The organism is Bacillus cereus group sp. BfR-BA-01523, assembly GCF_022662615.1.
Classification (GTDB): Bacteria; Bacillota; Bacilli; order Bacillales; family Bacillaceae_G; genus Bacillus_A; species Bacillus_A mycoides.
This window is the reverse complement of sequence record NZ_JAKUDX010000018.1, coordinates 33,558-58,395: the sequence shown is the minus strand read 5'-3', so window position 1 is coordinate 58,395 and position 24,838 is coordinate 33,558. Positions and strand designations below refer to the sequence as shown.

The following is a 24,838-nucleotide window of genomic DNA, read 5'->3' as shown; positions in this document are numbered from 1 at the left end:
GATGGCAGAGAGGTCACACCCGTTCCCATACCGAACACGGAAGTTAAGCTCTCTAGCGCCGATGGTAGTTGGGACCTTGTCCCTGTGAGAGTAGGACGTCGCCAAGCAAAATAAAAACACAAGTCTTTTGACTTGTGTTTTTTCGTGTTTCTTTTTACAATTCATAGTAATTTAAAAAATCTTTACTTAAAGAATCGTCCTTTTGATTAAAGACAGGGAAATGTGGCTAGGATAGTGAATAAGCAAAAGAGTTGCAAATTTTTTTAATACGTATATAATTAAAGTCAAAGATAGTCAAAGTCAATAAAGGTGGCGGATAAATGAGAAATATATCTGATATCATTGAGAAATATCTAAAGCAAGTTATTGACTTAAGCAATAATAATGCGATTGAAATCAAGAGGAATGAGGTCGCTGATCGATTCGATTGTGTGCCGTCTCAAATCAACTATGTAATCAATACCCGTTTTACGTTAGAAAGAGGATTCGTAGTAGAAAGTAAACGAGGTGGAGGAGGTTACATTCGCATTATAAAAGTCAAACTGCATGATGATATAGACATTATTGATCAAATGCTTCATATGATTGATCATAGCGTTGCACAAGGAAATGCAGAAAGCATGATTATACGTTTAATAGAAGAGGGTATTATAACAAATCGTGAAGCTAAACTTATGTTAAGCGTACTAGATCGTTCTGTATTATTAATGGATGTTCCTTCTCGAGATGAACTTAGGGCTCGAATATTATGCGCAATGTTAAGAACACTGAAATATAAATAAATATAACTTTTGTTAAGAATGATAGCTAAGATAATGCAGTTTAATATTGTAGGGATTTTGAAAGATGACATGTGCTTTTACTAAATGGATTAAGGAAAGAGAACAATCTAGTAATGTATGAAAAGTATAATGAGATAGATCGTTCCTGTTGTAAAGGTGGGGGATAGCGATGACTTGTCAAAACTGTAATATAAGACCAGCAACTTTACATTATACAAAAGTAATCAACGGAAAAAAGGCGGAAGTTCATCTTTGCGAGCAATGTGCAGAACAAAGTGGCTATACGTCTTTCTTTCAATCACCGCAGTCTAATTTTTCATTCCATGACCTATTAGCCGGATTATTGCATAGTGAACCGGCAATGTTTGAAGAAGGGCAAGATGCATTTTCAAATACAAATATATCAAGATGTCCGAATTGTAAGATGACATATGAACAATTTACAAAAGTGGGACGCTTTGGATGTGCTTCTTGTTACGATACATTTAAGGAGCATTTAAAACCGTTGTTAAAACGTCTTCACGGTGGGCATACGGATCATTGTGGGAAAATTCCTGAACTTATAGAAGGAAATATCTACTTAAAGAAAGAATTAGATGAACTAAAACTCAATCTGAAACAATATGTACAGAAAGAGGAATTTGAGAAAGCGGCTGAAGTACGAGATAAAATTCGAGGTCTTGTAAATCAGCTTAGTGAGCATAGAGAGGGGGAATAGTTCTATGTCACTGGACAGAATCATGAATGAAGCGATTAGTCCATGGATGAAGGGAGATGGCCCTGATTCTGATATTGTTTTAAGTAGTCGAATTCGTTTGGCTCGTAATTTTAAAAAATATCAATTCTCTACTATGCAAAACGAGGAAGAAGCTAAGCAGATTCATGAGTTATTTAAGAAGAAGTTTATAAAAAAAACTGTAGAACCTTTTGGGGAGTTTGAACTATTAAAAATGAATGAATTAAATCCTCTTCAAAGGAGAGTTTTAGTTGAGAAACATTTAATTAGTCCAAATCTTGCAGGAACAGAATACGGAGCATGCCTACTATCAGAAAGTGAACATATAAGTATCATGCTTAATGAAGAGGATCATGTTAGGATTCAGTGCCTATTTTCAGGTTTACAGTTATCAGAGGCGCTTCAAAGTGCCAATCAAATAGATAATTGGATCGAGGAGCAGGTTGAATATGCTTTTGATGAATCGCTTGGATATATTACGAGTTGCCCCACTAACGTCGGTACAGGATTAAGGGCTTCGGTAATGATTCATTTGCCGGGACTGGTTTTAACGAAAAGAATTAACCGTATTATACAAGTAATTCAAAAATTAGGGTTAGTTGTAAGAGGAATATACGGTGAAGGTAGCGAAGCGTTAGGTAATATATTTCAAGTGTCAAATCAAATGACACTAGGGAAATCAGAAGAAGATATTATTGCAGATTTAAAGAGTGTCATTCAACAAATCATCCATCAAGAAAAAACGGCTAGAGAATTAATTGTACAAAATTCAAGCATTGAGCTTGAAGATAAAGTATATCGTTCTTACGGAATACTAGCTAACAGTCGTTTAATTCAATCTGCAGAAGCAGCCAATTGCTTATCAGATGTACGGCTTGGTATTGACTTAGGATATATACAAGGTATATCGAGAAATATTTTAACTGAGTTAATGGTTCTTACTCAGCCAGGCATTTTGCAACAATATGCAGGAGGACCTTTAGGACCAGAAGAAAGAGATTATCGAAGAGCAACCTTAATCCGTGAGCGATTACGAATTGAACAAAATTAAGCGCAAGTAGGAGGCGATTTCTATGATGTTTGGAAGATTTACAGAACGAGCACAGAAAGTATTAGCTTTATCTCAAGAGGAAGCAATTCGCATTGGGCATAATAATATTGGAACAGAACATATTTTACTTGGGCTTGTACGCGAAGGTGAAGGAATTGCAGCAAAAGCGTTAATTGCTCTTGGATTAAGTCCAGAGAAAGTTCAAAAAGAGGTAGAAGCATTAATTGGACGTGGAACAGAAGCTTCTCAAACAGTACATTACACACCTCGTGCTAAAAAAGTTATTGAGTTGTCTATGGACGAAGCTCGTAAGCTAGGCCATTCCTACGTTGGAACAGAACATATTTTACTTGGTTTAATCCGTGAAGGTGAAGGTGTAGCAGCACGCGTTTTAAATAATTTAGGTGTAAGCCTAAATAAAGCAAGACAACAAGTGTTACAACTCCTTGGAAGTAATGAAGCTAGTTCAGGTCACCAGGGTGGTTCATCAACAAATGCGAATACACCTACACTTGACAGTCTAGCACGTGATTTAACAGTTGTTGCACGTGAAAATCGTTTAGATCCTGTTATTGGACGTAGTAAAGAAATTCAACGTGTAATTGAAGTGTTAAGCCGTAGAACAAAAAACAATCCAGTATTAATTGGAGAACCTGGTGTAGGTAAGACAGCAATTGCGGAAGGATTAGCACAGCAAATTGTAAATAATGAAGTTCCTGAAACTTTAAGAGATAAGCGTGTTATGACATTAGATATGGGTACAGTTGTTGCTGGAACAAAATATCGTGGTGAATTTGAGGATCGCTTAAAGAAAGTGATGGATGAGATTCGCCAAGCTGGTAACATCATTCTATTTATTGATGAGCTTCATACGTTAATTGGTGCAGGCGGGGCGGAAGGTGCAATTGATGCATCGAATATTTTAAAACCATCTTTAGCACGTGGTGAATTACAATGTATTGGTGCAACAACTTTAGACGAATATCGTAAATATATTGAAAAGGATGCGGCATTAGAAAGACGTTTCCAACCAATTCATGTTGATGAACCAAACTTAGAAGAATCAGTTCAAATTTTAAAAGGTTTACGTGACCGTTATGAGGCGCATCACCGCGTATCTATTACAGATGATGCAATCGATGCGGCTGTAAAACTTTCAGATCGTTACATTACAGACCGTTTTTTACCTGATAAAGCAATCGATTTAATTGATGAGGCTGCATCAAAAGTGCGCTTACGTTCTTATACAACACCGCCAAACTTAAAAGAGCTTGAAGTGAAGCTTGAGGAAATTAGAAAAGAAAAAGATGCAGCTGTACAAAGCCAAGAATTTGAAAAAGCTGCTTCCTTACGTGATATGGAACAACGTTTACGTGAAAAGTTAGAAGATACAAAGCGTCAGTGGAAAGAGAAACAAGGACAAGAAAACTCAGAAGTAACAGTAGAAGATATTGCAAATGTCGTTTCCACATGGACACGTATTCCAGTTTCTAAACTTGCACAAACAGAGACAGATAAATTATTAAACTTGGAATCAATTTTACATGATCGTTTAATTGGGCAGGATGAAGCAGTTGTAGCTGTGGCAAAAGCTGTTCGTCGTGCGAGAGCGGGATTAAAAGATCCGAAACGTCCAATTGGCTCATTTATTTTCCTAGGACCTACTGGTGTAGGTAAAACAGAACTAGCAAGGGCATTAGCAGAATCTATGTTCGGTGATGAGGATGCAATGATCCGCATCGATATGTCTGAGTACATGGAAAAGCATTCTACTTCTCGTTTAGTTGGATCTCCTCCAGGATATGTTGGATATGAAGAAGGTGGACAATTAACAGAGAAAGTTCGTCGTAAGCCATATTCAGTTGTCTTATTAGATGAAGTAGAGAAAGCTCATCCTGATGTGTTTAATATTTTACTACAAGTATTAGAAGATGGCCGTTTAACAGATTCTAAAGGACGTACAGTTGATTTCCGTAATACAATTGTTATTATGACGTCTAATGTTGGTGCAGACGCATTAAAACGTAATAAACATCTTGGATTTAACGTACAAGATGAGAGCCGCGATTATTCAGATATGAAAGGTAAAGTAATGGATGAATTGAAAAAAGCATTTCGTCCAGAATTCTTAAACCGTATTGATGAAATTATCGTGTTCCATATGCTTGAGAAAAAACATATTCAAGAAATTGTAACTCTTATGGTGAATCAGTTAGTGAAACGCTTAAAAGAACAAGAGATTGAATTGCACTTAACAGAAGGAGCAATTTCAGCAATTGCTGATAAAGGATTTGATCGAGAGTACGGTGCTCGTCCGCTTCGTAGAGCAATTCAAAAACATGTAGAAGATAGACTATCAGAAGAACTGTTAAAAGGTGCTATTGAGAAAGGACAAAAAGTTATCTTTGATATAGAAGGAGAATCATTTGTCATTCATAGTGCGGAAAAGGTAAAATAAGTATAGACAAACAAAGAGGGCTACGCGATAGCCCTCTTTCTTGTACGAGAAGGATAAACGTTTGTAGATGAAAGTGAAGTGAACTATAAAAGATATGGCTAAAAAGAAAACAAAATTTACATGTCAAGAATGTGGTTATCAGTCGCCAAAATATATGGGGAAATGTCCTGGATGTGGTCAATGGAATACGCTTGTTGAAGAGATGGAACCAGTTGTATCATCAAGACGCCTTAATTATGCCAATGCAATTCAATCAGAAGTAACAAAACCAAGACGCTTAACAGAGGTAGAAACAAAGTCTGAGGCGCGTATTGAAACGAAATTTCAAGAGTTTAACCGTGTACTTGGTGGCGGGATTGTAGATGGATCTTTAGTACTTATTGGTGGAGACCCTGGGATTGGGAAATCAACATTGTTATTACAAATTTCATCGCAATTAGCAGATTCTTCATATGATGTACTATACATATCAGGTGAGGAGTCAGCAAAGCAGATCAAACTTCGTGCAGATCGTTTGCATGTAAAGGGTAGTAATCTATTTGTTGTAGCAGAGACTGATTTACAGAGAATTGCAGCGCACATTGAAGAGATGAATCCAGCTTTTGTTGTTATTGACTCCATTCAGACGATACATTTACCTGAAGTGACGTCAGCCCCAGGGAGTGTAACGCAAGTACGTGAATGTACAGCGGAATTAATGAAACTTGCAAAGACGAAAGGGATTCCTATTTTTATCGTCGGACATGTGACAAAAGAAGGGGCAATTGCAGGACCACGTATGCTAGAACATATGGTTGATGCAGTTCTTTACTTTGAAGGAGATCGTCACCATACATATCGTATTTTGCGAGCTGTGAAGAACCGTTTTGGTTCCACAAATGAAATGGGTATCTTTGAAATGAAGGAACTAGGTCTTGCAGAAGTACTAAATCCTTCTGAAATTTTCCTTGAGGAACGTCCAGTTGGAGTTGCAGGATCCACAGTGGTTGCTTCAATGGAAGGAACAAGACCGGTTTTAGTAGAAATACAAGCATTAATCTCCCCTACTAGTTTTGGAAATCCTCGAAGAATGGCGACGGGAATTGATCATAACCGCGTTTCACTTATTATGGCAGTGCTAGAAAAAAGAACAGGTTTATTGTTGCAAAATCAAGACGCATATTTAAAAGTTGCGGGTGGCTTGAAATTAGATGAACCAGCAATCGATTTAGCTGTCGCTTTAAGTATTGCTTCAAGTTTCAGAGATAAAGCTACTGCACCAGCCGATGCGGTAATAGGAGAAGTAGGCCTAACTGGAGAAATAAGAAGAGTATCAAGAATTGAACAACGTGTACAAGAAGCAGCGAAATTAGGATTTCAACGTGCTATTATTCCTAGAAAAAATTTGGGAGGATGGACAATTCCAGATGGGATTGAGGTAGTAGGTGTTTCTAATTTAGGAGAAGCGCTTCGTTTGACATTAGGAGGCTAGGCTATGGAGGAAAACAAGCAACGTGTCAAAAGTATGATTAATATTCTACAGCTTGTTGCCCCAGGAACACCACTACGCGAAGGGATAGATAACGTACTTCGTGCGCAAACTGGAGGGCTAATTGTTCTTGGGTATAATGAGCAGATTAAAAGTATTGTTGATGGAGGATTTCACATTAATTGTGCATTCTCACCGGCTAGTTTATATGAATTAGCAAAAATGGATGGGGCACTTATTTTAAATGAAACTGGGAGCAAAATTTTAATTGCAAATGCACAATTAGTTCCAGATCCATCCATTGATTCTATTGAAACAGGTATGCGTCACCGAACGGCAGAGCGTGTAGCAAAGCAGACGGCTAGCCTTGTTGTGGCTATTTCACAAAGACGTAACGTAATTACACTATATCAAGGGAACTTACGTTATACACTAAAAGATATAGGTGTAATTTTAACAAAGGCAAACCAAGCTATTCAAACGTTAGAAAAATATAAAGCTGTATGGAATGATGGGATTACGAATTTGGGCATTCTAGAATTTGAAGAGGTCGTTACAATGTCCGAGGTAGTTCACGTTTTACATAGTGTTGAAATGGTACTGCGTATTAAAAATGAAATAGTGAGCTACATTCATGAGTTAGGAACGGAAGGAAGGTTAATTCGTTTACAACTTACAGAATTACTAGCTGACTTAGAAGCAGAGGCAGCGTTATTAATTAAGGATTATTATCAAGAAAAAACGCAGGATCACCATCAAATTTTGAAAAAGTTACAAGATCTTGCAAATACACAGCTTTTAGAGGATAGCGATTTAGTTAAATTGCTCGGCTATCCAGGGCAAATGAGCTTAGAAGAAAGCGTGACACCGAGGGGATACCGAATCGCAAGCAAAATTTCTCGTGTTCCACCACTTATCATTGAAAATTTAATTAATCGATTTAAAACATTGCAAGGTGTTTGTCGTGCAACTATTAATGAATTGGATGATGTGGAAGGAATTGGGGAAGTTAGGGCGAAGAAAATACGAGAGGGCCTAAAAAGAATTCAAGAGCATCTCTATATGAGTAGACACAATTAAGAATATTACATTGATTCCATAATATAACGACACTAGAACATTTTTGTTATATGATATGGTATATTGGTAAATAAAACTATTTACAAAAAAACACGTCCGCTTTTGCATTCGGCGTTTTGATTAGCAAAACAATGGTTAATAATGAGTAGGAGGTGGTTGGATGTTAAAAAGGATCGTACAGCTCTTCTTTTTAGTGATCGGGGGAGCGTTAGGGATTTTTCTAATCCCAAAAGTTATTAATGTATTGGACGTTGGTGCTGTTCCTTTGCTTGAGGGATCGTACGTTCGTGCAATTATTGGTGCAATTATTTTATTTTTAACAACATTTTGGCTTGTGGATTATATTGTTCAACTTATTAAACATATCGAAGAAGCCCTTGTAAAGGCACCGGTAGCGGATGTTTTATTTGGTACATTAGGGTTGATCTCTGGTCTTATTGTTGCATATTTAATTTTGATACCAATTCGTGAATTCACGATTCCAGTCATTAGTACAGTATTACAAGTGTTCTTTACTCTTTTACTTGGTTATTTAGGATTCCAAGTAGGATTTAAAAAGAGAAATGAATTGCTAGGATTATTTACATTACCCCAGCGTGGAGGTAAGAAGAAAAACAATAGCGAGAACGAAGAGGTAGAGGTAGAAAAATCTACAACTCATTGGAAAATTCTCGATACAAGCGTAATTATTGATGGACGTATTGCGGATATTTGCCAAACGAAGTTTTTAGAAGGAACAATTGTGATTCCACAATTCGTATTAGAAGAGCTTCAGCATATTGCCGATTCTTCTGATGCTTTAAAGCGTAATCGTGGTCGCAGAGGATTAGACATTTTAAATCGTATTCAAAAAGAGCTACCAATTCCGGTGGAAATTTATGAAGGCGATTTTGAGGATATCCAAGAGGTGGATAGCAAGCTTGTAAAGTTAGCTAAAATCACTGGTGGAACTGTTGTAACAAATGATTTCAACTTAAACAAAGTTTCTGAATTACAAGGAGTAACAGTATTAAACATTAACGATTTAGCAAATGCAATTAAACCAGTCGTACTCCCTGGCGAAGAATTAAGTGTTTATGTTGTGAAAGATGGTAAAGAACAAAATCAAGGTGTGGCATATTTAGATGATGGCACGATGATTGTAGTAGAAGACGGTAGAGAATATGTCGGTTCGCAACTTAATGTACTAGTTACAAGTGTGTTGCAAACATCGGCTGGTCGTATGATTTTCGCAAAACGTAAATTATTAGAAAAAGCATTATAAGTAGAGGATTATTAATATGTATACGTTAATTATTCCAGCAGCGGGTCAAGGGAAACGGATGGGTGCTGGCAAAAACAAGTTGTTCTTACTTATAAATGGAGTACCTATCATTGTGCATACATTACGTGCTTTTGAAAAAGATAAAGCATGTAAACGTATTATCATGGCAATTAACGAAGAGGAACGCCCTTATTTTGAGGAGTTAATGCAGAAGTACCCGGTTGAAAAGCAGGTGCAATTTATTCAAGGCGGGGCCGAAAGACAAGATAGTGTGTATAATGCGCTTCAATATGTGAGTGGTGTTGAATATGTTCTCGTACACGATGGTGCGCGCCCGTTCGTAACGAATAAGATGATGCAAGATGTATTAACTGCAGCAGAGAAATATGGTGCTTCCATTTGTGCGGTGCCAGTGAAGGATACCATTAAGAAAGTAGAACAGGGTGTTGTTGTTGAAACGGTAGAACGTTCTCAGCTTAAAGCGGTTCAAACACCGCAAGGATTTTCTGTTCCTCTTTTATTAGAAGCTCATAGAAGTGCAAAGCAAAGTTGTTTTCTTGGTACAGATGACGCAAGTCTCGTAGAACGTGTAGGGAAGAAAGTAGGCGTAGTAGAGGGGAGTTACTATAATATTAAAGTGACGACTCCAGAGGATTTACTAATTGCTGAAAGTTTCCTTCATGTTCAGAAGAAATAGAAGTGATGGTATTATAGTAAAGAAAAGCTCGGCAGTTGCCGGGCTTTTCTTTATAGAGATAGCAATATAATATAGAATTCATAAAGTAGTTTAGATTGAGGAGGATGTAAAGAATGTTTCGAATTGGACAAGGTTTTGATGTACATGAATTTGCGGAAGGTAGACCGTTAATTATCGGTGGAATTACAATTCCTCATGAAAAAGGATTAATCGGTCACTCGGATGCAGATGTATTGCTACATACGATTGCTGACGCATGTCTAGGAGCAATTGCAGCAGGAGATATTGGAAAACATTTTCCCGATACAGATCCTGCCTTTAAAGATGCTGATTCAGCTGTATTGTTACAAAAGGTTTGGGAATTTGTGCGTGAACAAGGTTATGAGCTAGGGAACCTAGATTGTACAATTATTGCCCAAAAGCCAAAAATGGCACCGTATATTGAAAGCATGCGTAAACGCATTAGTGAACTATTAGAAACGTCTATTGATAATATTAATGTAAAGGCAACAACAACAGAAAAATTAGGATTTACAGGTAGAGAAGAGGGGATTGCTTCTCAAGCGGTTGTTTTATTACAGAAAAAATAGTGGTTTTTAATTCGTAAGATGGATAATCACGTTTTTTTGGTGTACAATTATAGAATGTGTTGACATTAAGATTGGAAGGTGTACCAACTATGGAAAAGCAAGTGAGAGTGCGCTATGCGCCAAGTCCAACAGGACACTTACATATCGGAAATGCGCGTACGGCATTATTTAATTATTTATTTGCTCGTCATCAAGATGGTAAGTTTATTATTCGTATTGAAGATACTGATGTGAAACGTAATGTTGCTGGTGGAGAAGAAAGCCAATTAAAATACTTGAAATGGCTCGGTATGGACTGGGATGAAGGTGTTGATGTTGGTGGTGAATTTGGACCATATCGTCAAACAGAGCGTTTAGATATTTATAAAAAATTATATAAAGATTTATTAGAGCGTGATTTAGCTTACAAATGTTATATGACAGAAGAAGAGCTAGAAGCAGAGCGTGAAGGTCAAATCGCTCGTGGTGAAACACCGCGTTATGCAGGAAACCACCGTGATTTAACTGAGGAGCAAATTAAAGGATTTGAGGCTGAAGGCCGTATTCCAAGTATTCGCTTCCGTGTGCCAGCTGATAGCGACTACACGTTTAAAGATCTCGTAAAAGATGAAGTTGCATTCCATTCAAATGATTTTGGTGATTTCGTTATCGTGAAAAAAGATGGAATTCCAACTTATAACTTTGCGGTAGCGGTAGATGATCACTTAATGGAGATTACACACGTACTTCGTGGTGATGATCATATTTCAAACACGCCAAAACAAATGATGATTTATGAAGCTTTCGGTTGGGATATCCCGAAGTTCGGTCATATGACTTTAATTGTAAACGAAAGCCGTAAAAAGCTAAGTAAGCGTGACGAATCTATTATTCAATTTATTGAGCAATATAAAGAGCTTGGATATCTTCCAGAAGCAATCTTTAACTTTATTGCATTACTAGGTTGGTCACCAGTAGGTGAAGAAGAAGTCTTCTCTCAAGATGAGTTTATCAAAATGTTTGATGCAGCTCGTTTATCAAAATCACCTGCATTATTTGATTCCCAAAAACTAAAATGGATGAACAACCAATATATGAAAAAACAAGATTTAGATACGGTTGTTGAACTAAGCTTACCGCATTTAGTGAAAGCGGGTCGCGTAGGTGAAAACTTAAGCGAACAAGAACAAGCGTGGGTTCGTGATGTAATTGCTTTATATCATGACCAAATGAGCTTTGGAGCTGAAATTGTAGAGCTTTCTGAAATGTTCTTTAAAGATCATGTTGATCATGAAGAAGAGGGACAAGAAGTATTGAAAGGTGAACAAGTACCTGAAGTACTTCGTGCATTTGCCGATCAATTAGAAGCTTTAGAAGTAATGGAGCCAGCGGCAGTTAAGGCGGCTATTAAAGCAGTTCAAAAAGAAACAGGGCATAAAGGTAAAAACCTATTTATGCCAATCCGTGTTGCTACTACTGGACAAACACATGGTCCAGAGCTTCCTAACGCTATTGCTCTTCTTGGAAAAGAAAAAGTTTTAAATCGTATTCAAAAAGTAATTGGTTAACATTTTCTAGGTTTAGCAATATAATAAGTATATCTAAAATCTAATAAGGAAAAGCGACGAGAAGGAGAAGTAGAAAATCAGGCTTTTTACAGAGAGAACCACCCTTAGGCTGGAAGTGGTTTATAAGCGGATTTTTGAAATGCCCCTTCGAGTCTTCTGTTGAACAGCGAAGTATTTCGTGGAACGTCTTAGGGCGCAAAGTAAACAGAAGCGGTGTAAACCGTTATCATGGATGAGTTTGAGGCTTCTTTAGCCTAAACAGAGTGGAACCGCGCTTAAAAGGCGTCTCTGTCTATATGACAGAGGCGTCTTTTTTTTATACTAAATGGTGTGAGTATAAGTTTTATCCCCTTGTATAAAGATTTAGGGGGAAGTGGGGAGTTAGTTCACTCGAAAAAAGCAGCCCATAAAGGGGAGGGAACATCGATGTTTAAGAGGCTTCGGGAAGATATTGAAGTCGTTTTTGAACAGGATCCAGCGGCAAGAAGTTATTTCGAAGTCATTTTAACTTACTCTGGATTACATGCAGTTTGGGCCCATCGAATTGCACATGCTTTTTATAAAAGGAATTTTTTCTTTATGGCACGTTGGATTTCGCAAGTTAGTCGTTTTTTTACTGGCATTGAGATTCATCCAGGAGCAACTATTGGTCGTCGTTTTTTCATTGATCATGGAATGGGGGTTGTGATTGGAGAAACGTGTGAAATTGGCGAAAACGTAACAATTTATCAAGGTGTCACATTAGGTGGTACAGGTAAAGAAAAAGGAAAGAGGCACCCTACAATTCAGGATAATGTATTAATTGCAACAGGTGCTAAAGTACTAGGTTCTATTACTATTGGAGAGAATTCTAAAATTGGAGCAGGATCTGTCGTGTTAAAGGAAGTTCCTGCGCATTCTACAGTTGTAGGTATACCTGGCCGAGTCGTTATTCAAAATGGAGTAAAAATTGGTCAAGAATTAAATCATTCTGATCTTCCGGATCCGATTTTTGATAAATTAAAGGTTATGGAAGTAGAACTTGATAAATTGAGAAAGCAACTCGAAGTAAAGGTAGGAAGGAAGGATAAAAATGACTATTCACATTTATAATACGTTAACGCGTCAAAAAGAAGAGTTTATGCCATTAGAAGAAAATAAGGTGAAGATGTATGTGTGCGGACCTACAGTGTATAACTACATTCACATTGGGAATGCAAGACCACCTATGGTGTTTGATACAGTACGCCGTTACTTAGAATATAAAGGATATGATGTGCAGTATGTATCTAACTTTACTGACGTGGATGATAAATTAATTAAGGCGGCAAACGAATTAGGTGAAGATGTGCCAACAATTGCAGATCGTTTTGTTGAAGCTTACTTTGAAGATGTAACGGCACTAGGTTGCAAACATGCAACGGTTCATCCACGTGTAACGGAAAATATGGATATCATTATTGAATTTATTCAAGAACTTGTGAATAAAGGGTATGCATATGAATCAGAAGGTGATGTGTACTTTAAAACGAAAGAATTCGAAGGTTACGGTAAATTATCACATCAACCGATTGCAGACTTACGTCACGGTGCACGTATTGAAGTAGGAGAAAAGAAACAAGACCCTCTTGATTTTGCTTTATGGAAAGCTGCGAAAGAAGGAGAAATCTTCTGGGAAAGCCCTTGGGGGAAAGGACGCCCAGGGTGGCATATTGAATGCTCAGCAATGGCGCGTAAATATTTAGGGGATACAATTGATATTCATGCTGGTGGTCAAGATTTAGCATTTCCTCATCATGAAAATGAAATTGCGCAGTCTGAGGCGTTGACAGGAAAAACATTTGCACGTTATTGGATGCATAACGGATATATTAATATTAATAACGAGAAGATGTCTAAGTCGCTTGGAAACTTCATTTTAGTTCACGATATCATTAAACAATATGATCCACAGTTAATCAGGTTCTTTATGCTATCGGTACATTACCGTCACCCAATTAACTTTAGCGAGGATTTATTGCAAAGTACTAATAATGGACTAGAAAGAATTAAAACAGCTTACGGTAACTTAAAGCATCGTATGGAAAGTAGTACGGATTTAACGGACCATAATGAAAAATGGTTAGCTGAAATGGAAAAGTTCCAGGTTGCATTCGAAGAAGCGATGGATGATGATTTCAATACGGCTAATGCGATTACTGAATTATATAACGTAGCAAATCACGCAAATCAATATTTGTTAGAAGAACATACTTCTAAAGTTGTAATTGAAGCGTATGTAAAACAACTTGAAACATTATTTAGTATTTTAGGATTAGAATTAGCACAAGAAGAGTTGCTTGATGAAGAAATTGAAGCACTAATCCAAAAGCGTATTGAAGCTCGTCAAAATCGTGACTTCGCACTATCTGATCAAATTCGCGATGATTTAAAAGGACGTAATATTATTTTAGAAGATACCGCTCAAGGTACAAGATGGAAAAGAGGATAAGAATGATTGATGCAAAGCAATTGAACAGCTTAGCTTTAGCATATATGGGTGATGCGGTATATGAGCAATATATCCGCTATCACCTCCTTCAAAAGGGGACAGTTCGCCCTAATCAATTACATCGCTTAGGGACGGGCTTTGTTTCGGCAAAAGCACAGGCGAAAGTTGTTTATCATTTATTAGAAACGGCATTTTTGACAGAAGAGGAAGAGGCGGTATTAAGAAGAGGGCGTAATGCGAATTCGGGTACTGTTCCAAAAAATACAGATGTACAAACATATCGACACAGTACAGCCTTTGAAGCGCTAATCGGTTATCATCACTTGTTGAATAATCGTGAAAGATTGGACGAGATTGTATATAAGGCGATTGACGTTTTGGAAGAAAAGGAAGGGAGCACATCATCATGAGTAGTGAATATATTATCGGACGTAACCCTGTAATTGAAGCTTTAAGAGCGGGGAGAGATATTAATAAAATTTTGGTAGCGGAAGGTGCTGCCAAAGGACAAGTGCAAATTGTACTAGCATTAGCAAAAGAGAATAAGGTTATTTTGCAACACGCACCAAAGAAGAAATTAGATCAATTGGTTGAGGGTAATCATCAAGGTGTAATTGCTCAAGTAGCTGCATATCAATATGCTGAGTTAGAGGATTTGTTTAAATTAGCAGAAAAACGCAATGAAGATCCGTTCTTCTTAATTTTAGATGAAATTGAAGACCCGCATAACTTAGGCTCTATTATGCGTACTGCGGATGCAACAGGGGCTCATGGGGTTATTATTCCAAAAAGAAGAGCGGTGGGGCTTACAGCGTCAGTTGCGAAAGCGTCGACTGGGGCAATTGAATATATTCCTGTTGCACGTGTAACAAATTTATCGCGTACAATTGATGAATTAAAAGAACGTGGACTTTGGATTGCTGGTACAGATGCCAAAGGGAAAACAGATTACCGTAATTTAGATGGTAATATGCCAATCGGACTAGTAATTGGTAGTGAAGGAAAAGGTATGAGTCGTATTATTGGTGAAAAGTGTGATTTCCTAATTACTTTACCGATGGTCGGTAAAGTTACATCCTTAAATGCTTCAGTAGCCGCAAGTTTGTTAATGTATGAGGTATATCGTAAACGTCACGAAATTGGTAAATAAAAAATGAACGATATTTTAATCGTTGACGGTTACAACATTATCGGTGCTTGGGGAGACTTGAAGAAACTGCGGGATGTAGATTTACAGTCATCAAGAGACGCACTTATTGATAAGATGGCGGATTATCAAGGCTATACAGGCACAAAGGTAATGATTGTCTTTGATGCCTATACAGTCTATGGTATTGAAAAAAAGATGAAACAATCACGGGTGGAAGTAATATTCACGAGAAAAAATCAAACTGCAGATGAAAAGATAGAACAACTTGCGATTGAGCTTAGAAATATAAATACACAAATATACGTTGCAACTTCGGATTATACGGAGCAATGGATTATATTTGCGCAAGGTGCACTTCGAAAATCTGCGCGTGAATTAGAGTTAGAAGTGCAAGCGATGGAACAACAAGTAAGAAGGTGTACAAAAGACACGAAAGAAAAGCAACCCGCCATGCGAAAGATATTTAGTGAAGATATTACAGAAAAATTAGAAAAATTAAGAAGAGGAGAGCGTTGAAGCATTGACGCTCTTTATCTTTTTACTGTATAATATTGCTAAATATATAGCGGTCGGAGGGATCAGGGTGGAAGCAGGCTTCGTAAGTGTAGGCGACGTTACATTTCGTGATTTAGAGGATGAGGCAATCGTTGAGTTAGTTCGAAAAGGTAATACTGACGCTCTAGAATATTTAATTCACAAATATAAGAACTTTGTTCGCGCGAAATCAAGATCTTATTTCTTGGTGGGTGCCGATCGAGAAGATATTGTTCAAGAAGGCATGATTGGATTGTTTAAAGCTATTCGTGATTATAAAGGGGACAAGCTGTCTTCGTTCAAAGCATTTGCTGAACTGTGTATCACTCGACAAATTATTACCGCTATTAAAACAGCAACAAGGCAAAAACATATTCCGTTAAATTCGTATGTGTCTTTAGATAAGCCAATTTACGATGAGGAATCTGATCGAACATTATTAGATGTTATTTCGGAATCGAAAGTAACTGATCCAGAAGAGATGATTATAAGTCAGGAAGAATATACAGACATAGAATCTAAAATATCTGAATTATTAAGCGATTTAGAAAGAAAAGTGCTCTCTTTATACTTAGATGGTCGTTCCTATCAAGAAATTTCAGAACAGTTAAACAGGCACGTGAAATCTATTGATAACGCATTGCAGCGTGTAAAAAGGAAATTAGAAAGATATATGGAGATGAGAGAGAGCACAACTTTAAATTCATAGCAAGTGCCGCAGGTGTAAAATAATTCACCTGTTTTCTTTTTGTTAAGAGAGTGAAAGTCATGACATTGACATTGTCTTTTGTTGTATGATACATTTTTAGGGACAATGTTACAAGGTTGGTGTAACTAATGAGGAAAAAAGTTGTACTCTCATGTGAAGAGTGTAAAAATCGAAACTACTCTACGATGAAAGATACGAGCTCAGTAGAGCGACTTGAGATAAAGAAGTTTTGTAAAACATGCAATAAGCATACAGTTCACAAAGAAACAAAATAAATAATTGAAATAATAAACTGGAGGTCCCGTAGATGCGTTTAACGAACTTTTTCGGCGATGTAGGTCGCGAAATGAAAAAAGTAAGTTGGCCTAAAAAAGATGAATTACTCCGATCAACAACGACTGTTATCGCGACAGTTGTGTTCTTTGCGATTTTCTTCGCAGTGGTTGATATGGGCATTTCTTCTTTAATTCGGTTAATTCTTGGTTAATTCTTGAATAAGAAGCACTTATCCATGATATAATGTTATTTATAAGAACTGTGTAAAAGCCCGGTGAACGGGTTTTTTCATTTGCGCAAAAAAATGTACGTCAGGGAGGGAAGGACGCTCGTCCTAAATGAATGGAAAAAAGTTGGTATGTTGTCCATACTTATTCTGGATATGAAAATAAAGTAAAAGCAAACCTAGAGAAACGTGTAGAATCAATGGGTATGCAAGATAAAATTTTCCGTGTTGTTGTCCCGGAAGAAGTAGAAGTAGAAATGAAAAATGGTAAAGAAAAAATAACGAAAAGAAAAGTGTTCCCAGGTTACGTATTAGTAGAACTAATCATGACTGATGATTCTTGGTATGTTGTTCGTAATACGCCAGGTGTAACAGGCTTTGTCGGTTCTTCTGGTTCAGGATCTAAACCATCGCCTCTATTAGAAGAGGAAGTTGTTACCATCATGAAGCATATGGGAATGGACAATGAAGTGGTTGATTTCGAATTTGAACTTCATGAAACAGTGCGTGTAAATGAGGGGCCATTCGCGGATTATACAGGTGCGATTGAAGAAATTGATGTGGAAAAGAAAAAAGTTAGCGTGCTTGTAGACATGTTCGGTCGCGAGACTCCGGTTGAACTTGATTTCCATCAAATTGAAAAATTATAAAATGAAACTTGAAATGAATTGTAAAAAGTGATAATATCTTTTAAGTCAGTACGTCTTCGGTAACGGAGACGTTTTTTGAAAAAGATTTTATCATTATGATAAAATATGAAGTGGGAGGGCAAATCACTGCCCAATTGACCACATCACGGACTTAAGGAGGTGTGTCTCGTGGCTAAAAAGGTAATTAAAATGGTAAAACTTCAGATTCCTGCAGGTAAAGCTAATCCAGCTCCGCCGGTTGGTCCAGCATTAGGACAAGCAGGTGTTAACATCATGGGCTTCTGTAAAGAGTTTAACGCTCGTACAGCTGATCAAGCTGGTCTTATCATCCCTGTTGAAATTACGGTATTTGAGGACCGTTCATTCACTTTCATTACTAAAACTCCTCCTGCTGCTGTTCTTCTTAAGAAAGTAGCTGGTATTGAGTCTGGTTCTGGTGAACCAAACCGTAATAAAGTGGCAACTGTTAAGCGTGATAAAGTACGCGAAATCGCTGAAACTAAAATGCCTGACCTAAACGCTGCTAGCGTAGAAGCTGCAATGCGTATGGTTGAAGGTACTGCGCGCAGTATGGGCATCGTTATCGAAGACTAATTCGATTTGTTTTTTGTAAAAAAGGTTGCGGGTCTGGAATTCCAATTCGCAACCTTTATTATCGTAAATGATCATCATTTTTAAATAAATGGATGGGCGCACATCCTCGGGGGTTCCCGGAATGAAGGCGTAAACGTGGGAGGTTATTCCGCTAAAACCACATTCAAGGAGGAAACAAACATGGCTAAAAGAGGTAAAAAGTACGTTGAAGCTGCGAAGCTTGTTGATCGTGCATCTGCTTACTCTGCAACAGAAGCAGTAGAATTAGTAAAGAAAACAAACACAGCTAAATTTGATGCAACTGTAGAAGCTGCATTCCGTTTAGGTGTTGACCCTAAGAAAGCTGACCAACAAATTCGTGGTGCAGTTGTTCTTCCACACGGTACTGGTAAAGTACAACGTGTATTAGTATTCGCTAAAGGCGAAAAAGCAAAAGAAGCTGAAGCTGCTGGCGCTGAATTCGTAGGCGATGCTGATTACATCGGTAAAATCCAAAAAGGTTGGTTTGATTTCGATGTAGTAGTAGCAACTCCTGACATGATGGGTGAAGTTGGTAAACTTGGTCGTGTATTAGGACCTAAAGGTTTAATGCCAAACCCTAAAACTGGAACAGTTACTTTCGATGTAACTAAAGCTGTTAACGAAATCAAAGCTGGTAAAGTTGAATACCGCGTTGATAAAGCTGGTAACATCCACGTTCCAATCGGTAAAGTATCTTTCGAAGATGCTAAATTAGTAGAAAACTTCAAAACAATTGCTGACACGCTACAAAAAGCTAAGCCAGCTGCTGCAAAAGGTACTTACATGAAGAACGCAACTGTTGCTTCTACAATGGGACCTGGCGTACGCGTAGACGTTTCTACACTTGCGTAAAAATTGGAAGTTGACTTCATAAAGAAGTTTTAATATAATCATTTATGTTGTGAATTTTAATAGTGTACCGTAGACAGTAGGAGTCGATTCGACTTAATTTCCTACCTAGGTGTTAATATACGAAGCGGAATCTTTTTTCTGTGACTATATGCCTCCATGTCTACAAGTTGGGCATGGAGGTTTTTAGTGCACTTTCGGTACATCTTCTATATAATCTACAGGAGGTGTAATAACATGAGCAAAGTAATCGAAACTAAACAACAAGTTGTAACTGAAATCGCTGAAAAACTTCGCGCGAGTAAATCTACAATTGTTGTTGACTACCGTGGTTTAACAGTTTCTGAAGCAACAGAATTACGTAAAAACTTACGTGAAGCTGGCGTTGAGTTCAAGGTTTACAAAAACTCTTTAACTCGTCGTGCTGCAGAGTCTGCTGAAATGGCTGAGTTAAACGAATTCTTAACAGGACCAAACGCAATCGCGTTCAGTAACGAGGATGTAGTTGCTCCTGCGAAAGTATTAAACGACTTCGCTAAAAATCATGAAGCTTTAGAAATTAAAGCGGGCGTAATCGAAGGTAAACTTGTAACACTTGATGAGGTTAAAGCTATCGCTACTCTTCCATCACGTGAAGGCTTACTTTCTATGCTTCTTAGCGTTCTTCAAGCTCCAATCCGTAACCTTGCACTTGCTACTAAAGCAGTTGCAGATCAAAAGGAAGAGCAAGGCGCTTAATTTTTTAAAAGATAATTACTTGTTATCTATAAAACAATACAAACCTATTTAAGGGAGGATATTTACAATGACTAAAGAACAAATCATTGAAGCAGTTAAATCTATGACTGTATTAGAACTTAACGACTTAGTAAAAGCTATCGAGGAAGAATTCGGCGTAACTGCTGCTGCTCCTGTAGCTGTAGCTGGTGGCGCTGGTGAAGCTGCTGCTGAGCAAACTGAATTTGACGTAGTACTTGCAAGTGCTGGCGCTCAAAAAATCAAAGTTATCAAAGCTGTACGTGAAATCACTGGTCTTGGCTTAAAAGAAGCTAAAGAATTAGTTGACAACACTCCAAAAGCAATCAAAGAAGGCGTTACTAAAGAGGAAGCTGAAGAAATGAAAGCTAAACTTGAAGAAGTTGGCGCTGCTGTAGAAGTTAAGTAATTAACTTTTGGTGCTTTAAAAAAAGCTCGCTCTTATGCGAGCTTTTTTTTTAACTGTAAAGAAAAGAGGTGGCCATATGGCAGACCATTATTTTTCTAACGACCCTTCTAGTAAAAGTGATCGTAAACGATGGGAAGTTACACTTCGTGAATCTCGATTTACTTTTTTATCTGACCATGGGGTGTTCTCGAAAAACGAAGTGGACTTTGGTTCTCGTCTTTTAATTGAAGCGTTTCAAATGCCAGATGTTAAAGGTAATGTGTTAGACGTAGGATGTGGGTACGGTCCAATCGGTTTGTCGTTAGCGAAAGAGTTTCAAAATCGTGAAATTCACATGGTGGATGTGAATGAAAGGGCCTTGGGACTTGCAAAAGAAAATGCCGCTAATAACAGAATTGAAAATATACGTATTTTGCAAAGTAGTGTCTATGAAAATGTAGATGGCAAGTATGCTGTTATTCTATCTAATCCTCCAATTCGTGCTGGTAAAGATATCGTGCATGAGATTTTAGAAAAGGCTGTGGAGTATTTAGTTTCAGGTGGAGAATTGTGGATTGTTATTCAAAAGAAACAAGGTGCGCCATCTGCGATGAAAAAACTAGAAGAAGTATTTTCTGAAGTTGAAGTTGTAGAAAAGAAAAAAGGATATTATATCATAAAATCAAAAAAGCGTTGACGGTTATTTTTGGCTATGTTAACATTATACAATGCCAATATATGATTTTCTGCGTTGAGAAAGATGTATATTTTTGCTTCTCTTGGAAAAGATAGTAAAATCAGCAGATTATGAAACAGAATGATGGTTTTCTTATAGAAGCCATTTTTCTTTTTTGAGCAGGTAGAAAGACTCAACGTATCTATCTTTAAGAGAAAAAAACTACGCTAATAGCAGTAGTTGTATTTATTTGTGATTTTGCACAAATTTTTTTGTGCATTTATAATACTCATGATTTGAGGGGTGAAGCAGTTGACAGGTCAACTAGTTCAATACGGACGCCACCGCCAACGAAGAAGTTATGCCCGTATTAGTGAAGTATTAGAGTTACCAAATCTTATCGAAATTCAAACCTCTTCTTATCAGTGGTTTCTTGATGAGGGTTTGCGAGAAATGTTCCAAGACATTTCTCCGATCGAAGACTTTACGGGAAATCTATCGCTTGAATTTATCGACTACAGCTTGGGTGAACCTAAATACTCTGTAGAAGAATGCAAAGAGCGTGATGTGACGTATGCAGCACCACTTCGTGTAAAAGTGCGTCTAATCAACAAGGAAACTGGTGAAGTAAAAGAACAAGATGTGTTCATGGGAGATTTCCCACTCATGACAGAGACTGGAACATTCGTAATTAACGGTGCAGAACGTGTTATCGTTTCCCAGTTAGTTCGCTCTCCAAGCGTATACTATAGTGGCAAAGTGGATAAAAACGGAAAACGTGGTTTTACTGCTACTGTAATTCCAAACCGCGGAGCTTGGTTAGAGTATGAAACAGATGCTAAGGATGTTGTATATGTGCGTATTGACCGTACGCGTAAACTTCCTGTAACTGTTTTGTTACGCGCATTAGGGTTTGGCTCTGATCAAGAAATCACCGAGCTTTTAGGTGATAACGAATACTTAAGCAATACGTTAGAAAAAGACAACACGGATAGCACAGAGAAAGCATTGCTTGAAATTTATGAGCGTCTACGCCCTGGTGAACCACCAACAGTAGAAAATGCAAAGAGCTTACTTGTGTCTCGTTTCTTTGATCCGAAGCGCTACGATTTAGCAAATGTAGGTCGCTATAAGATCAACAAAAAGCTACACATTAAAAACAGATTGTTTAACCAACGTTTAGCTGAAACACTGGTGGATCCAGAAACTGGTGAAATTTTAGCGGCAGAAGGAACAGTCTTAGATCGTCGTACACTGGATCGCATTCTACCTTACTTAGAGAAAAACATTGGATTCAAAACAGCGAAACCAATGGGTGGAGTGGTAGCAGGCGATGTTGAGCTGCAATCTATTAAGATTTATGCTCCAGAATCAGAAGGCGAACGATCTATAAACGTAATTGGGAATGCAAATATTACTCGTGATATAAAACACATCACACCAGGTGATATTCTTGCTTCTATTAGCTACTTCTTTAACTTGCTATATAAAGTAGGGGATACAGATGATATTGACCACTTAGGAAATCGTCGTCTGCGTTCTGTAGGAGAGTTACTACAAAACCAATTCCGTATCGGTCTTTCTCGTATGGAACGTGTTGTTCGTGAGAGAATGTCGATTCAAGATACAAATGCAATTACACCACAAGCGTTAATTAACATTCGCCCGGTTATTGCATCTATTAAAGAGTTCTTCGGAAGTTCTCAGTTATCTCAGTTCATGGATCAAACAAACCCATTAGCAGAGTTAACTCACAAACGAAGACTATCTGCATTAGGACCCGGTGGTTTAACGCGTGAGCGCGCAGGCTTTGAAGTACGTGACGTTCACTACTCTCACTATGGTCGTATGTGTCCAATTGAAACGCCAGAGGGACCAAACATCGGTTTGATTAACTCATTATCTTCGTTTGCGAAAGTAAATGAGTTTGGTTTCATTGAAACGCCATACCGTCGTGTTGACCCAGAAACTGGTCTTGTAACAGGGCAGGTTGATTATTTAACAGCAGATGAAGAAGATAACTATGTTGTAGCCCAAGCGAATATGAAATTATCTGAAGTAGGGGAATTCCTTGATGAAGATATCGTAGCTCGTTTCCGTGGTGAAAACATTGTCACAAATAAAGAACGCATCGACTACATGGATGTATCTCCAAAACAAGTAGTGTCGGCAGCGACAGCTTGTATTCCGTTCTTAGAAAACGATGACTCTAACCGCGCACTTATGGGAGCGAACATGCAACGTCAGGCGGTTCCGTTAATAAATCCGGAATCTCCGATTGTAGGTACAGGTATGGAGTACGTATCAGCAAAAGACTCAGGTGCTGCAGTAATCTGTAAACAGCCTGGTGTTGTTGAGCGCGTAGAAGCACGTGAAGTTTGGGTACGTCGCTATGTAGACGTTGACGGTCAAACAGTAAAAGGCGACTTAGATCGCTACAAAATGCAAAAATTCATTCGTTCTAACCAAGGAACTTGCTACAACCAACGTCCAATCGTAAGTGTTGGAGACCAAGTTGTAAAAGGTGAAATCCTTGCGGATGGTCCTTCTATGGAACTAGGTGAACTGGCGCTTGGACGTAACGTGCTTGTTGGCTTTATGACATGGGACGGTTATAACTATGAGGATGCGATCATCATGAGTGAGCGCCTTGTAAAAGATGATGTGTACACTTCTATCCATATTGAAGAATATGAATCAGAAGCTCGTGATACGAAGCTTGGACCAGAAGAAATTACACGTGATATCCCGAATGTTGGAGAAGATGCACTTCGTAATCTTGACGAGCGCGGTATTATTCGCGTCGGTGCTGAAGTAAAAGATGGAGATCTACTTGTTGGTAAAGTAACGCCAAAAGGTGTAACAGAATTAACGGCAGAAGAACGTCTATTACATGCAATCTTCGGTGAAAAAGCACGTGAAGTACGTGATACATCACTACGTGTACCACACGGTGGTGGCGGTATTATCTTAGACGTAAAAGTGTTTAACCGTGAAGATGGCGATGAATTGCCACCAGGCGTGAATCAACTTGTACGTGCATATATCGTTCAAAAGCGTAAAATTTCTGAAGGTGACAAAATGGCCGGTCGTCATGGTAACAAAGGTGTTATCTCCCGTATTTTACCGGAAGAAGATATGCCTTACTTACCAGATGGTACGCCAATCGATATCATGTTAAACCCATTAGGGGTACCATCTCGTATGAATATCGGTCAGGTATTAGAGCTTCATCTTGGTATGGCAGCAAGATACCTTGGTATTCACATTGCAACACCGGTATTCGATGGTGCTCGTGAGGAAGATGTATGGGGCACAATTGAAGAAGCTGGTATGGCAAATGACGCGAAAACAATCCTGTATGACGGACGTACTGGTGAGCCATTCGATAACCGTGTATCTGTTGGTGTCATGTATATGATCAAACTTGCACACATGGTTGACGATAAACTTCATGCTCGTTCTACTGGACCATACTCACTTGTAACGCAGCAACCTCTTGGAGGTAAAGCTCAGTTCGGTGGACAGCGTTTCGGTGAGATGGAGGTTTGGGCACTTGAAGCTTATGGTGCTGCTTATACTCTTCAAGAAATCTTAACAGTGAAGTCTGATGATGTTATTGGACGTGTTAAGACGTATGAAGCAATTGTTAAAGGTGAAAATGTTCCAGAACCAGGCGTTCCTGAATCATTCAAAGTATTGATTAAAGAACTGCAAAGTTTAGGTATGGACGTTAAAATGATGTCTATCAACGATACAGAAATTGAAATGCGTGATACGGAAGATGACGATGATCATCAATCAGCAGATAAATTGAATGTTGAAGTTGAGACAACTAAGGAATAATTGGGATAACCTGTAGACTA

Annotated in this window: 25 protein-coding genes, 1 rRNA gene and 2 other annotated features; all 26 genes read left to right on the top strand. The window is 38.1% G+C overall.

Annotation, left to right across the window (positions count from 1 at the left end; translation table 11 throughout):
- Positions 1 to 107: ribosomal RNA gene (gene rrf / locus MR066_RS25240) — 5S ribosomal RNA — on the top strand; the annotation flags it as partial.
- Between the two features lie 213 nt (positions 108 to 320).
- A complete protein-coding gene (ctsR, locus tag MR066_RS25235; RefSeq protein WP_002029353.1) occupies positions 321 to 782 on the top strand; it encodes a transcriptional regulator CtsR in 462 nt (153 codons plus the stop codon).
- 169 nt (positions 783 to 951) lie between these two features.
- Positions 952 to 1,500: a protein-arginine kinase activator protein McsA gene (locus tag MR066_RS25230; protein ID WP_242248876.1), complete on the top strand. Its 549-nt coding sequence runs from the start codon at positions 952 to 954 to the stop codon at positions 1,498 to 1,500.
- Positions 1,501 to 1,504: 4 nt separating this feature from the next.
- Positions 1,505 to 2,569 (top strand): protein-arginine kinase McsB, encoded by a 1,065-nt coding sequence (locus MR066_RS25225; RefSeq protein ID WP_002139949.1) that lies wholly within the window; start codon positions 1,505 to 1,507, stop codon positions 2,567 to 2,569.
- A gap of 22 nt (positions 2,570 to 2,591) precedes the next feature.
- Positions 2,592 to 5,027 carry an ATP-dependent protease ATP-binding subunit ClpC gene (gene clpC, locus MR066_RS25220; protein ID WP_002009819.1) on the top strand — a complete coding sequence of 812 codons (2,436 nt, stop codon included), beginning with the start codon at positions 2,592 to 2,594 and terminating at the stop codon, positions 5,025 to 5,027.
- A 94-nt stretch (positions 5,028 to 5,121) separates the two neighbouring features.
- Complete coding sequence (radA, locus tag MR066_RS25215) at positions 5,122 to 6,498, top strand: DNA repair protein RadA (RefSeq protein ID WP_002009817.1); 1,377 nt, start codon at positions 5,122 to 5,124, stop codon at positions 6,496 to 6,498.
- A 3-nt stretch (positions 6,499 to 6,501) separates the two neighbouring features.
- The gene (gene disA / locus MR066_RS25210) at positions 6,502 to 7,575 is read left to right on the top strand and encodes a DNA integrity scanning diadenylate cyclase DisA (protein WP_000392162.1); all 1,074 of its coding nucleotides are present in this window, start codon (positions 6,502 to 6,504) and stop codon (positions 7,573 to 7,575) included.
- Positions 7,576 to 7,735: 160 nt separating this feature from the next.
- Positions 7,736 to 8,839, top strand: a complete 1,104-nt coding sequence (locus MR066_RS25205; RefSeq protein ID WP_002063406.1) for a PIN/TRAM domain-containing protein — start codon at positions 7,736 to 7,738, stop codon at positions 8,837 to 8,839.
- A gap of 16 nt (positions 8,840 to 8,855) precedes the next feature.
- Complete coding sequence (gene ispD / locus MR066_RS25200; RefSeq protein ID WP_002009811.1) at positions 8,856 to 9,536, top strand: 2-C-methyl-D-erythritol 4-phosphate cytidylyltransferase; 681 nt, start codon at positions 8,856 to 8,858, stop codon at positions 9,534 to 9,536.
- A 113-nt stretch (positions 9,537 to 9,649) separates the two neighbouring features.
- Positions 9,650 to 10,126, top strand: coding sequence for a 2-C-methyl-D-erythritol 2,4-cyclodiphosphate synthase (gene ispF, locus MR066_RS25195; protein WP_078203996.1), 477 nt, complete (start codon positions 9,650 to 9,652; stop codon positions 10,124 to 10,126).
- Positions 10,127 to 10,215: 89 nt separating this feature from the next.
- Positions 10,216 to 11,673, top strand: coding sequence for a glutamate--tRNA ligase (gene gltX, locus MR066_RS25190; protein ID WP_002191704.1), 1,458 nt, complete (start codon positions 10,216 to 10,218; stop codon positions 11,671 to 11,673).
- Between the two features lie 47 nt (positions 11,674 to 11,720).
- Positions 11,721 to 11,966 (top strand) — a binding site (T-box leader).
- A gap of 133 nt (positions 11,967 to 12,099) precedes the next feature.
- Positions 12,100 to 12,765 carry a serine O-acetyltransferase gene (gene cysE / locus MR066_RS25185; RefSeq protein ID WP_002091498.1) on the top strand — a complete coding sequence of 222 codons (666 nt, stop codon included), beginning with the start codon at positions 12,100 to 12,102 and terminating at the stop codon, positions 12,763 to 12,765.
- Entirely contained in the window at positions 12,746 to 14,143 is a 1,398-nt protein-coding gene (gene cysS, locus MR066_RS25180; protein WP_002091500.1) for a cysteine--tRNA ligase, read from the top strand. The genes cysE and cysS overlap by 20 nt, the downstream gene beginning before the upstream one ends.
- 2 nt (positions 14,144 to 14,145) lie before the next feature.
- Positions 14,146 to 14,553, top strand: coding sequence for a Mini-ribonuclease 3 (locus MR066_RS25175; protein ID WP_002009804.1), 408 nt, complete (start codon positions 14,146 to 14,148; stop codon positions 14,551 to 14,553).
- Positions 14,550 to 15,293 (top strand): 23S rRNA (guanosine(2251)-2'-O)-methyltransferase RlmB, encoded by a 744-nt coding sequence (rlmB, locus tag MR066_RS25170; protein ID WP_002091503.1) that lies wholly within the window; start codon positions 14,550 to 14,552, stop codon positions 15,291 to 15,293. The genes MR066_RS25175 and rlmB overlap by 4 nt, the downstream gene beginning before the upstream one ends.
- A 3-nt stretch (positions 15,294 to 15,296) precedes the next feature.
- The gene (locus MR066_RS25165; RefSeq protein ID WP_002009801.1) at positions 15,297 to 15,809 is read left to right on the top strand and encodes an NYN domain-containing protein; all 513 of its coding nucleotides are present in this window, start codon (positions 15,297 to 15,299) and stop codon (positions 15,807 to 15,809) included.
- Positions 15,810 to 15,876: 67 nt separating this feature from the next.
- Positions 15,877 to 16,536: an RNA polymerase factor sigma-70 gene (locus MR066_RS25160; protein WP_002009799.1), complete on the top strand. Its 660-nt coding sequence runs from the start codon at positions 15,877 to 15,879 to the stop codon at positions 16,534 to 16,536.
- Between the two features lie 128 nt (positions 16,537 to 16,664).
- A complete protein-coding gene (rpmG, locus tag MR066_RS25155; protein WP_012260172.1) occupies positions 16,665 to 16,811 on the top strand; it encodes a 50S ribosomal protein L33 in 147 nt (48 codons plus the stop codon).
- Between the two features lie 32 nt (positions 16,812 to 16,843).
- Complete coding sequence (gene secE, locus MR066_RS25150) at positions 16,844 to 17,023, top strand: preprotein translocase subunit SecE (RefSeq protein ID WP_002009797.1); 180 nt, start codon at positions 16,844 to 16,846, stop codon at positions 17,021 to 17,023.
- A gap of 131 nt (positions 17,024 to 17,154) precedes the next feature.
- The gene (gene nusG, locus MR066_RS25145; RefSeq protein WP_002009795.1) at positions 17,155 to 17,688 is read left to right on the top strand and encodes a transcription termination/antitermination protein NusG; all 534 of its coding nucleotides are present in this window, start codon (positions 17,155 to 17,157) and stop codon (positions 17,686 to 17,688) included.
- Between the two features lie 168 nt (positions 17,689 to 17,856).
- The gene (rplK, locus tag MR066_RS25140; RefSeq protein ID WP_001085872.1) at positions 17,857 to 18,282 is read left to right on the top strand and encodes a 50S ribosomal protein L11; all 426 of its coding nucleotides are present in this window, start codon (positions 17,857 to 17,859) and stop codon (positions 18,280 to 18,282) included.
- A 180-nt stretch (positions 18,283 to 18,462) separates the two neighbouring features.
- A complete protein-coding gene (gene rplA, locus MR066_RS25135) occupies positions 18,463 to 19,155 on the top strand; it encodes a 50S ribosomal protein L1 (RefSeq protein WP_002009792.1) in 693 nt (230 codons plus the stop codon).
- A 49-nt stretch (positions 19,156 to 19,204) separates the two neighbouring features.
- Positions 19,205 to 19,350 (top strand) — a sequence feature (ribosomal protein L10 leader region).
- 39 nt (positions 19,351 to 19,389) lie between these two features.
- Entirely contained in the window at positions 19,390 to 19,890 is a 501-nt protein-coding gene (rplJ, locus tag MR066_RS25130; protein WP_002009790.1) for a 50S ribosomal protein L10, read from the top strand.
- 67 nt (positions 19,891 to 19,957) lie between these two features.
- Positions 19,958 to 20,317, top strand: coding sequence for a 50S ribosomal protein L7/L12 (gene rplL, locus MR066_RS25125; RefSeq protein WP_002009788.1), 360 nt, complete (start codon positions 19,958 to 19,960; stop codon positions 20,315 to 20,317).
- A 76-nt stretch (positions 20,318 to 20,393) separates the two neighbouring features.
- Complete coding sequence (locus tag MR066_RS25120; protein ID WP_002124684.1) at positions 20,394 to 20,993, top strand: class I SAM-dependent methyltransferase; 600 nt, start codon at positions 20,394 to 20,396, stop codon at positions 20,991 to 20,993.
- Between the two features lie 291 nt (positions 20,994 to 21,284).
- Entirely contained in the window at positions 21,285 to 24,818 is a 3,534-nt protein-coding gene (gene rpoB, locus MR066_RS25115; RefSeq protein ID WP_002113316.1) for a DNA-directed RNA polymerase subunit beta, read from the top strand.
- The last annotated feature ends 20 nt before the right edge of the window (positions 24,819 to 24,838 follow it).

Coding starts and splice junctions, on each gene's coding strand:
- ctsR (WP_002029353.1), top strand. CDS start 321: ATGAGAAATATATCTGATATCATTGAGAAATATCTAAAGCAAGTTATT.
- MR066_RS25230 (WP_242248876.1), top strand. CDS start 952: ATGACTTGTCAAAACTGTAATATAAGACCAGCAACTTTACATTATACA.
- MR066_RS25225 (WP_002139949.1), top strand. CDS start 1,505: ATGTCACTGGACAGAATCATGAATGAAGCGATTAGTCCATGGATGAAG.
- clpC (WP_002009819.1), top strand. CDS start 2,592: ATGATGTTTGGAAGATTTACAGAACGAGCACAGAAAGTATTAGCTTTA.
- radA (WP_002009817.1), top strand. CDS start 5,122: ATGGCTAAAAAGAAAACAAAATTTACATGTCAAGAATGTGGTTATCAG.
- disA (WP_000392162.1), top strand. CDS start 6,502: ATGGAGGAAAACAAGCAACGTGTCAAAAGTATGATTAATATTCTACAG.
- MR066_RS25205 (WP_002063406.1), top strand. CDS start 7,736: ATGTTAAAAAGGATCGTACAGCTCTTCTTTTTAGTGATCGGGGGAGCG.
- ispD (WP_002009811.1), top strand. CDS start 8,856: ATGTATACGTTAATTATTCCAGCAGCGGGTCAAGGGAAACGGATGGGT.
- ispF (WP_078203996.1), top strand. CDS start 9,650: ATGTTTCGAATTGGACAAGGTTTTGATGTACATGAATTTGCGGAAGGT.
- gltX (WP_002191704.1), top strand. CDS start 10,216: ATGGAAAAGCAAGTGAGAGTGCGCTATGCGCCAAGTCCAACAGGACAC.
- cysE (WP_002091498.1), top strand. CDS start 12,100: ATGTTTAAGAGGCTTCGGGAAGATATTGAAGTCGTTTTTGAACAGGAT.
- cysS (WP_002091500.1), top strand. CDS start 12,746: ATGACTATTCACATTTATAATACGTTAACGCGTCAAAAAGAAGAGTTT.
- MR066_RS25175 (WP_002009804.1), top strand. CDS start 14,146: ATGATTGATGCAAAGCAATTGAACAGCTTAGCTTTAGCATATATGGGT.
- rlmB (WP_002091503.1), top strand. CDS start 14,550: ATGAGTAGTGAATATATTATCGGACGTAACCCTGTAATTGAAGCTTTA.
- MR066_RS25165 (WP_002009801.1), top strand. CDS start 15,297: ATGAACGATATTTTAATCGTTGACGGTTACAACATTATCGGTGCTTGG.
- rpmG (WP_012260172.1), top strand. CDS start 16,665: ATGAGGAAAAAAGTTGTACTCTCATGTGAAGAGTGTAAAAATCGAAAC.
- secE (WP_002009797.1), top strand. CDS start 16,844: ATGCGTTTAACGAACTTTTTCGGCGATGTAGGTCGCGAAATGAAAAAA.
- nusG (WP_002009795.1), top strand. CDS start 17,155: ATGGAAAAAAGTTGGTATGTTGTCCATACTTATTCTGGATATGAAAAT.
- rplA (WP_002009792.1), top strand. CDS start 18,463: ATGGCTAAAAGAGGTAAAAAGTACGTTGAAGCTGCGAAGCTTGTTGAT.
- rplJ (WP_002009790.1), top strand. CDS start 19,390: ATGAGCAAAGTAATCGAAACTAAACAACAAGTTGTAACTGAAATCGCT.
- rplL (WP_002009788.1), top strand. CDS start 19,958: ATGACTAAAGAACAAATCATTGAAGCAGTTAAATCTATGACTGTATTA.
- MR066_RS25120 (WP_002124684.1), top strand. CDS start 20,394: ATGGCAGACCATTATTTTTCTAACGACCCTTCTAGTAAAAGTGATCGT.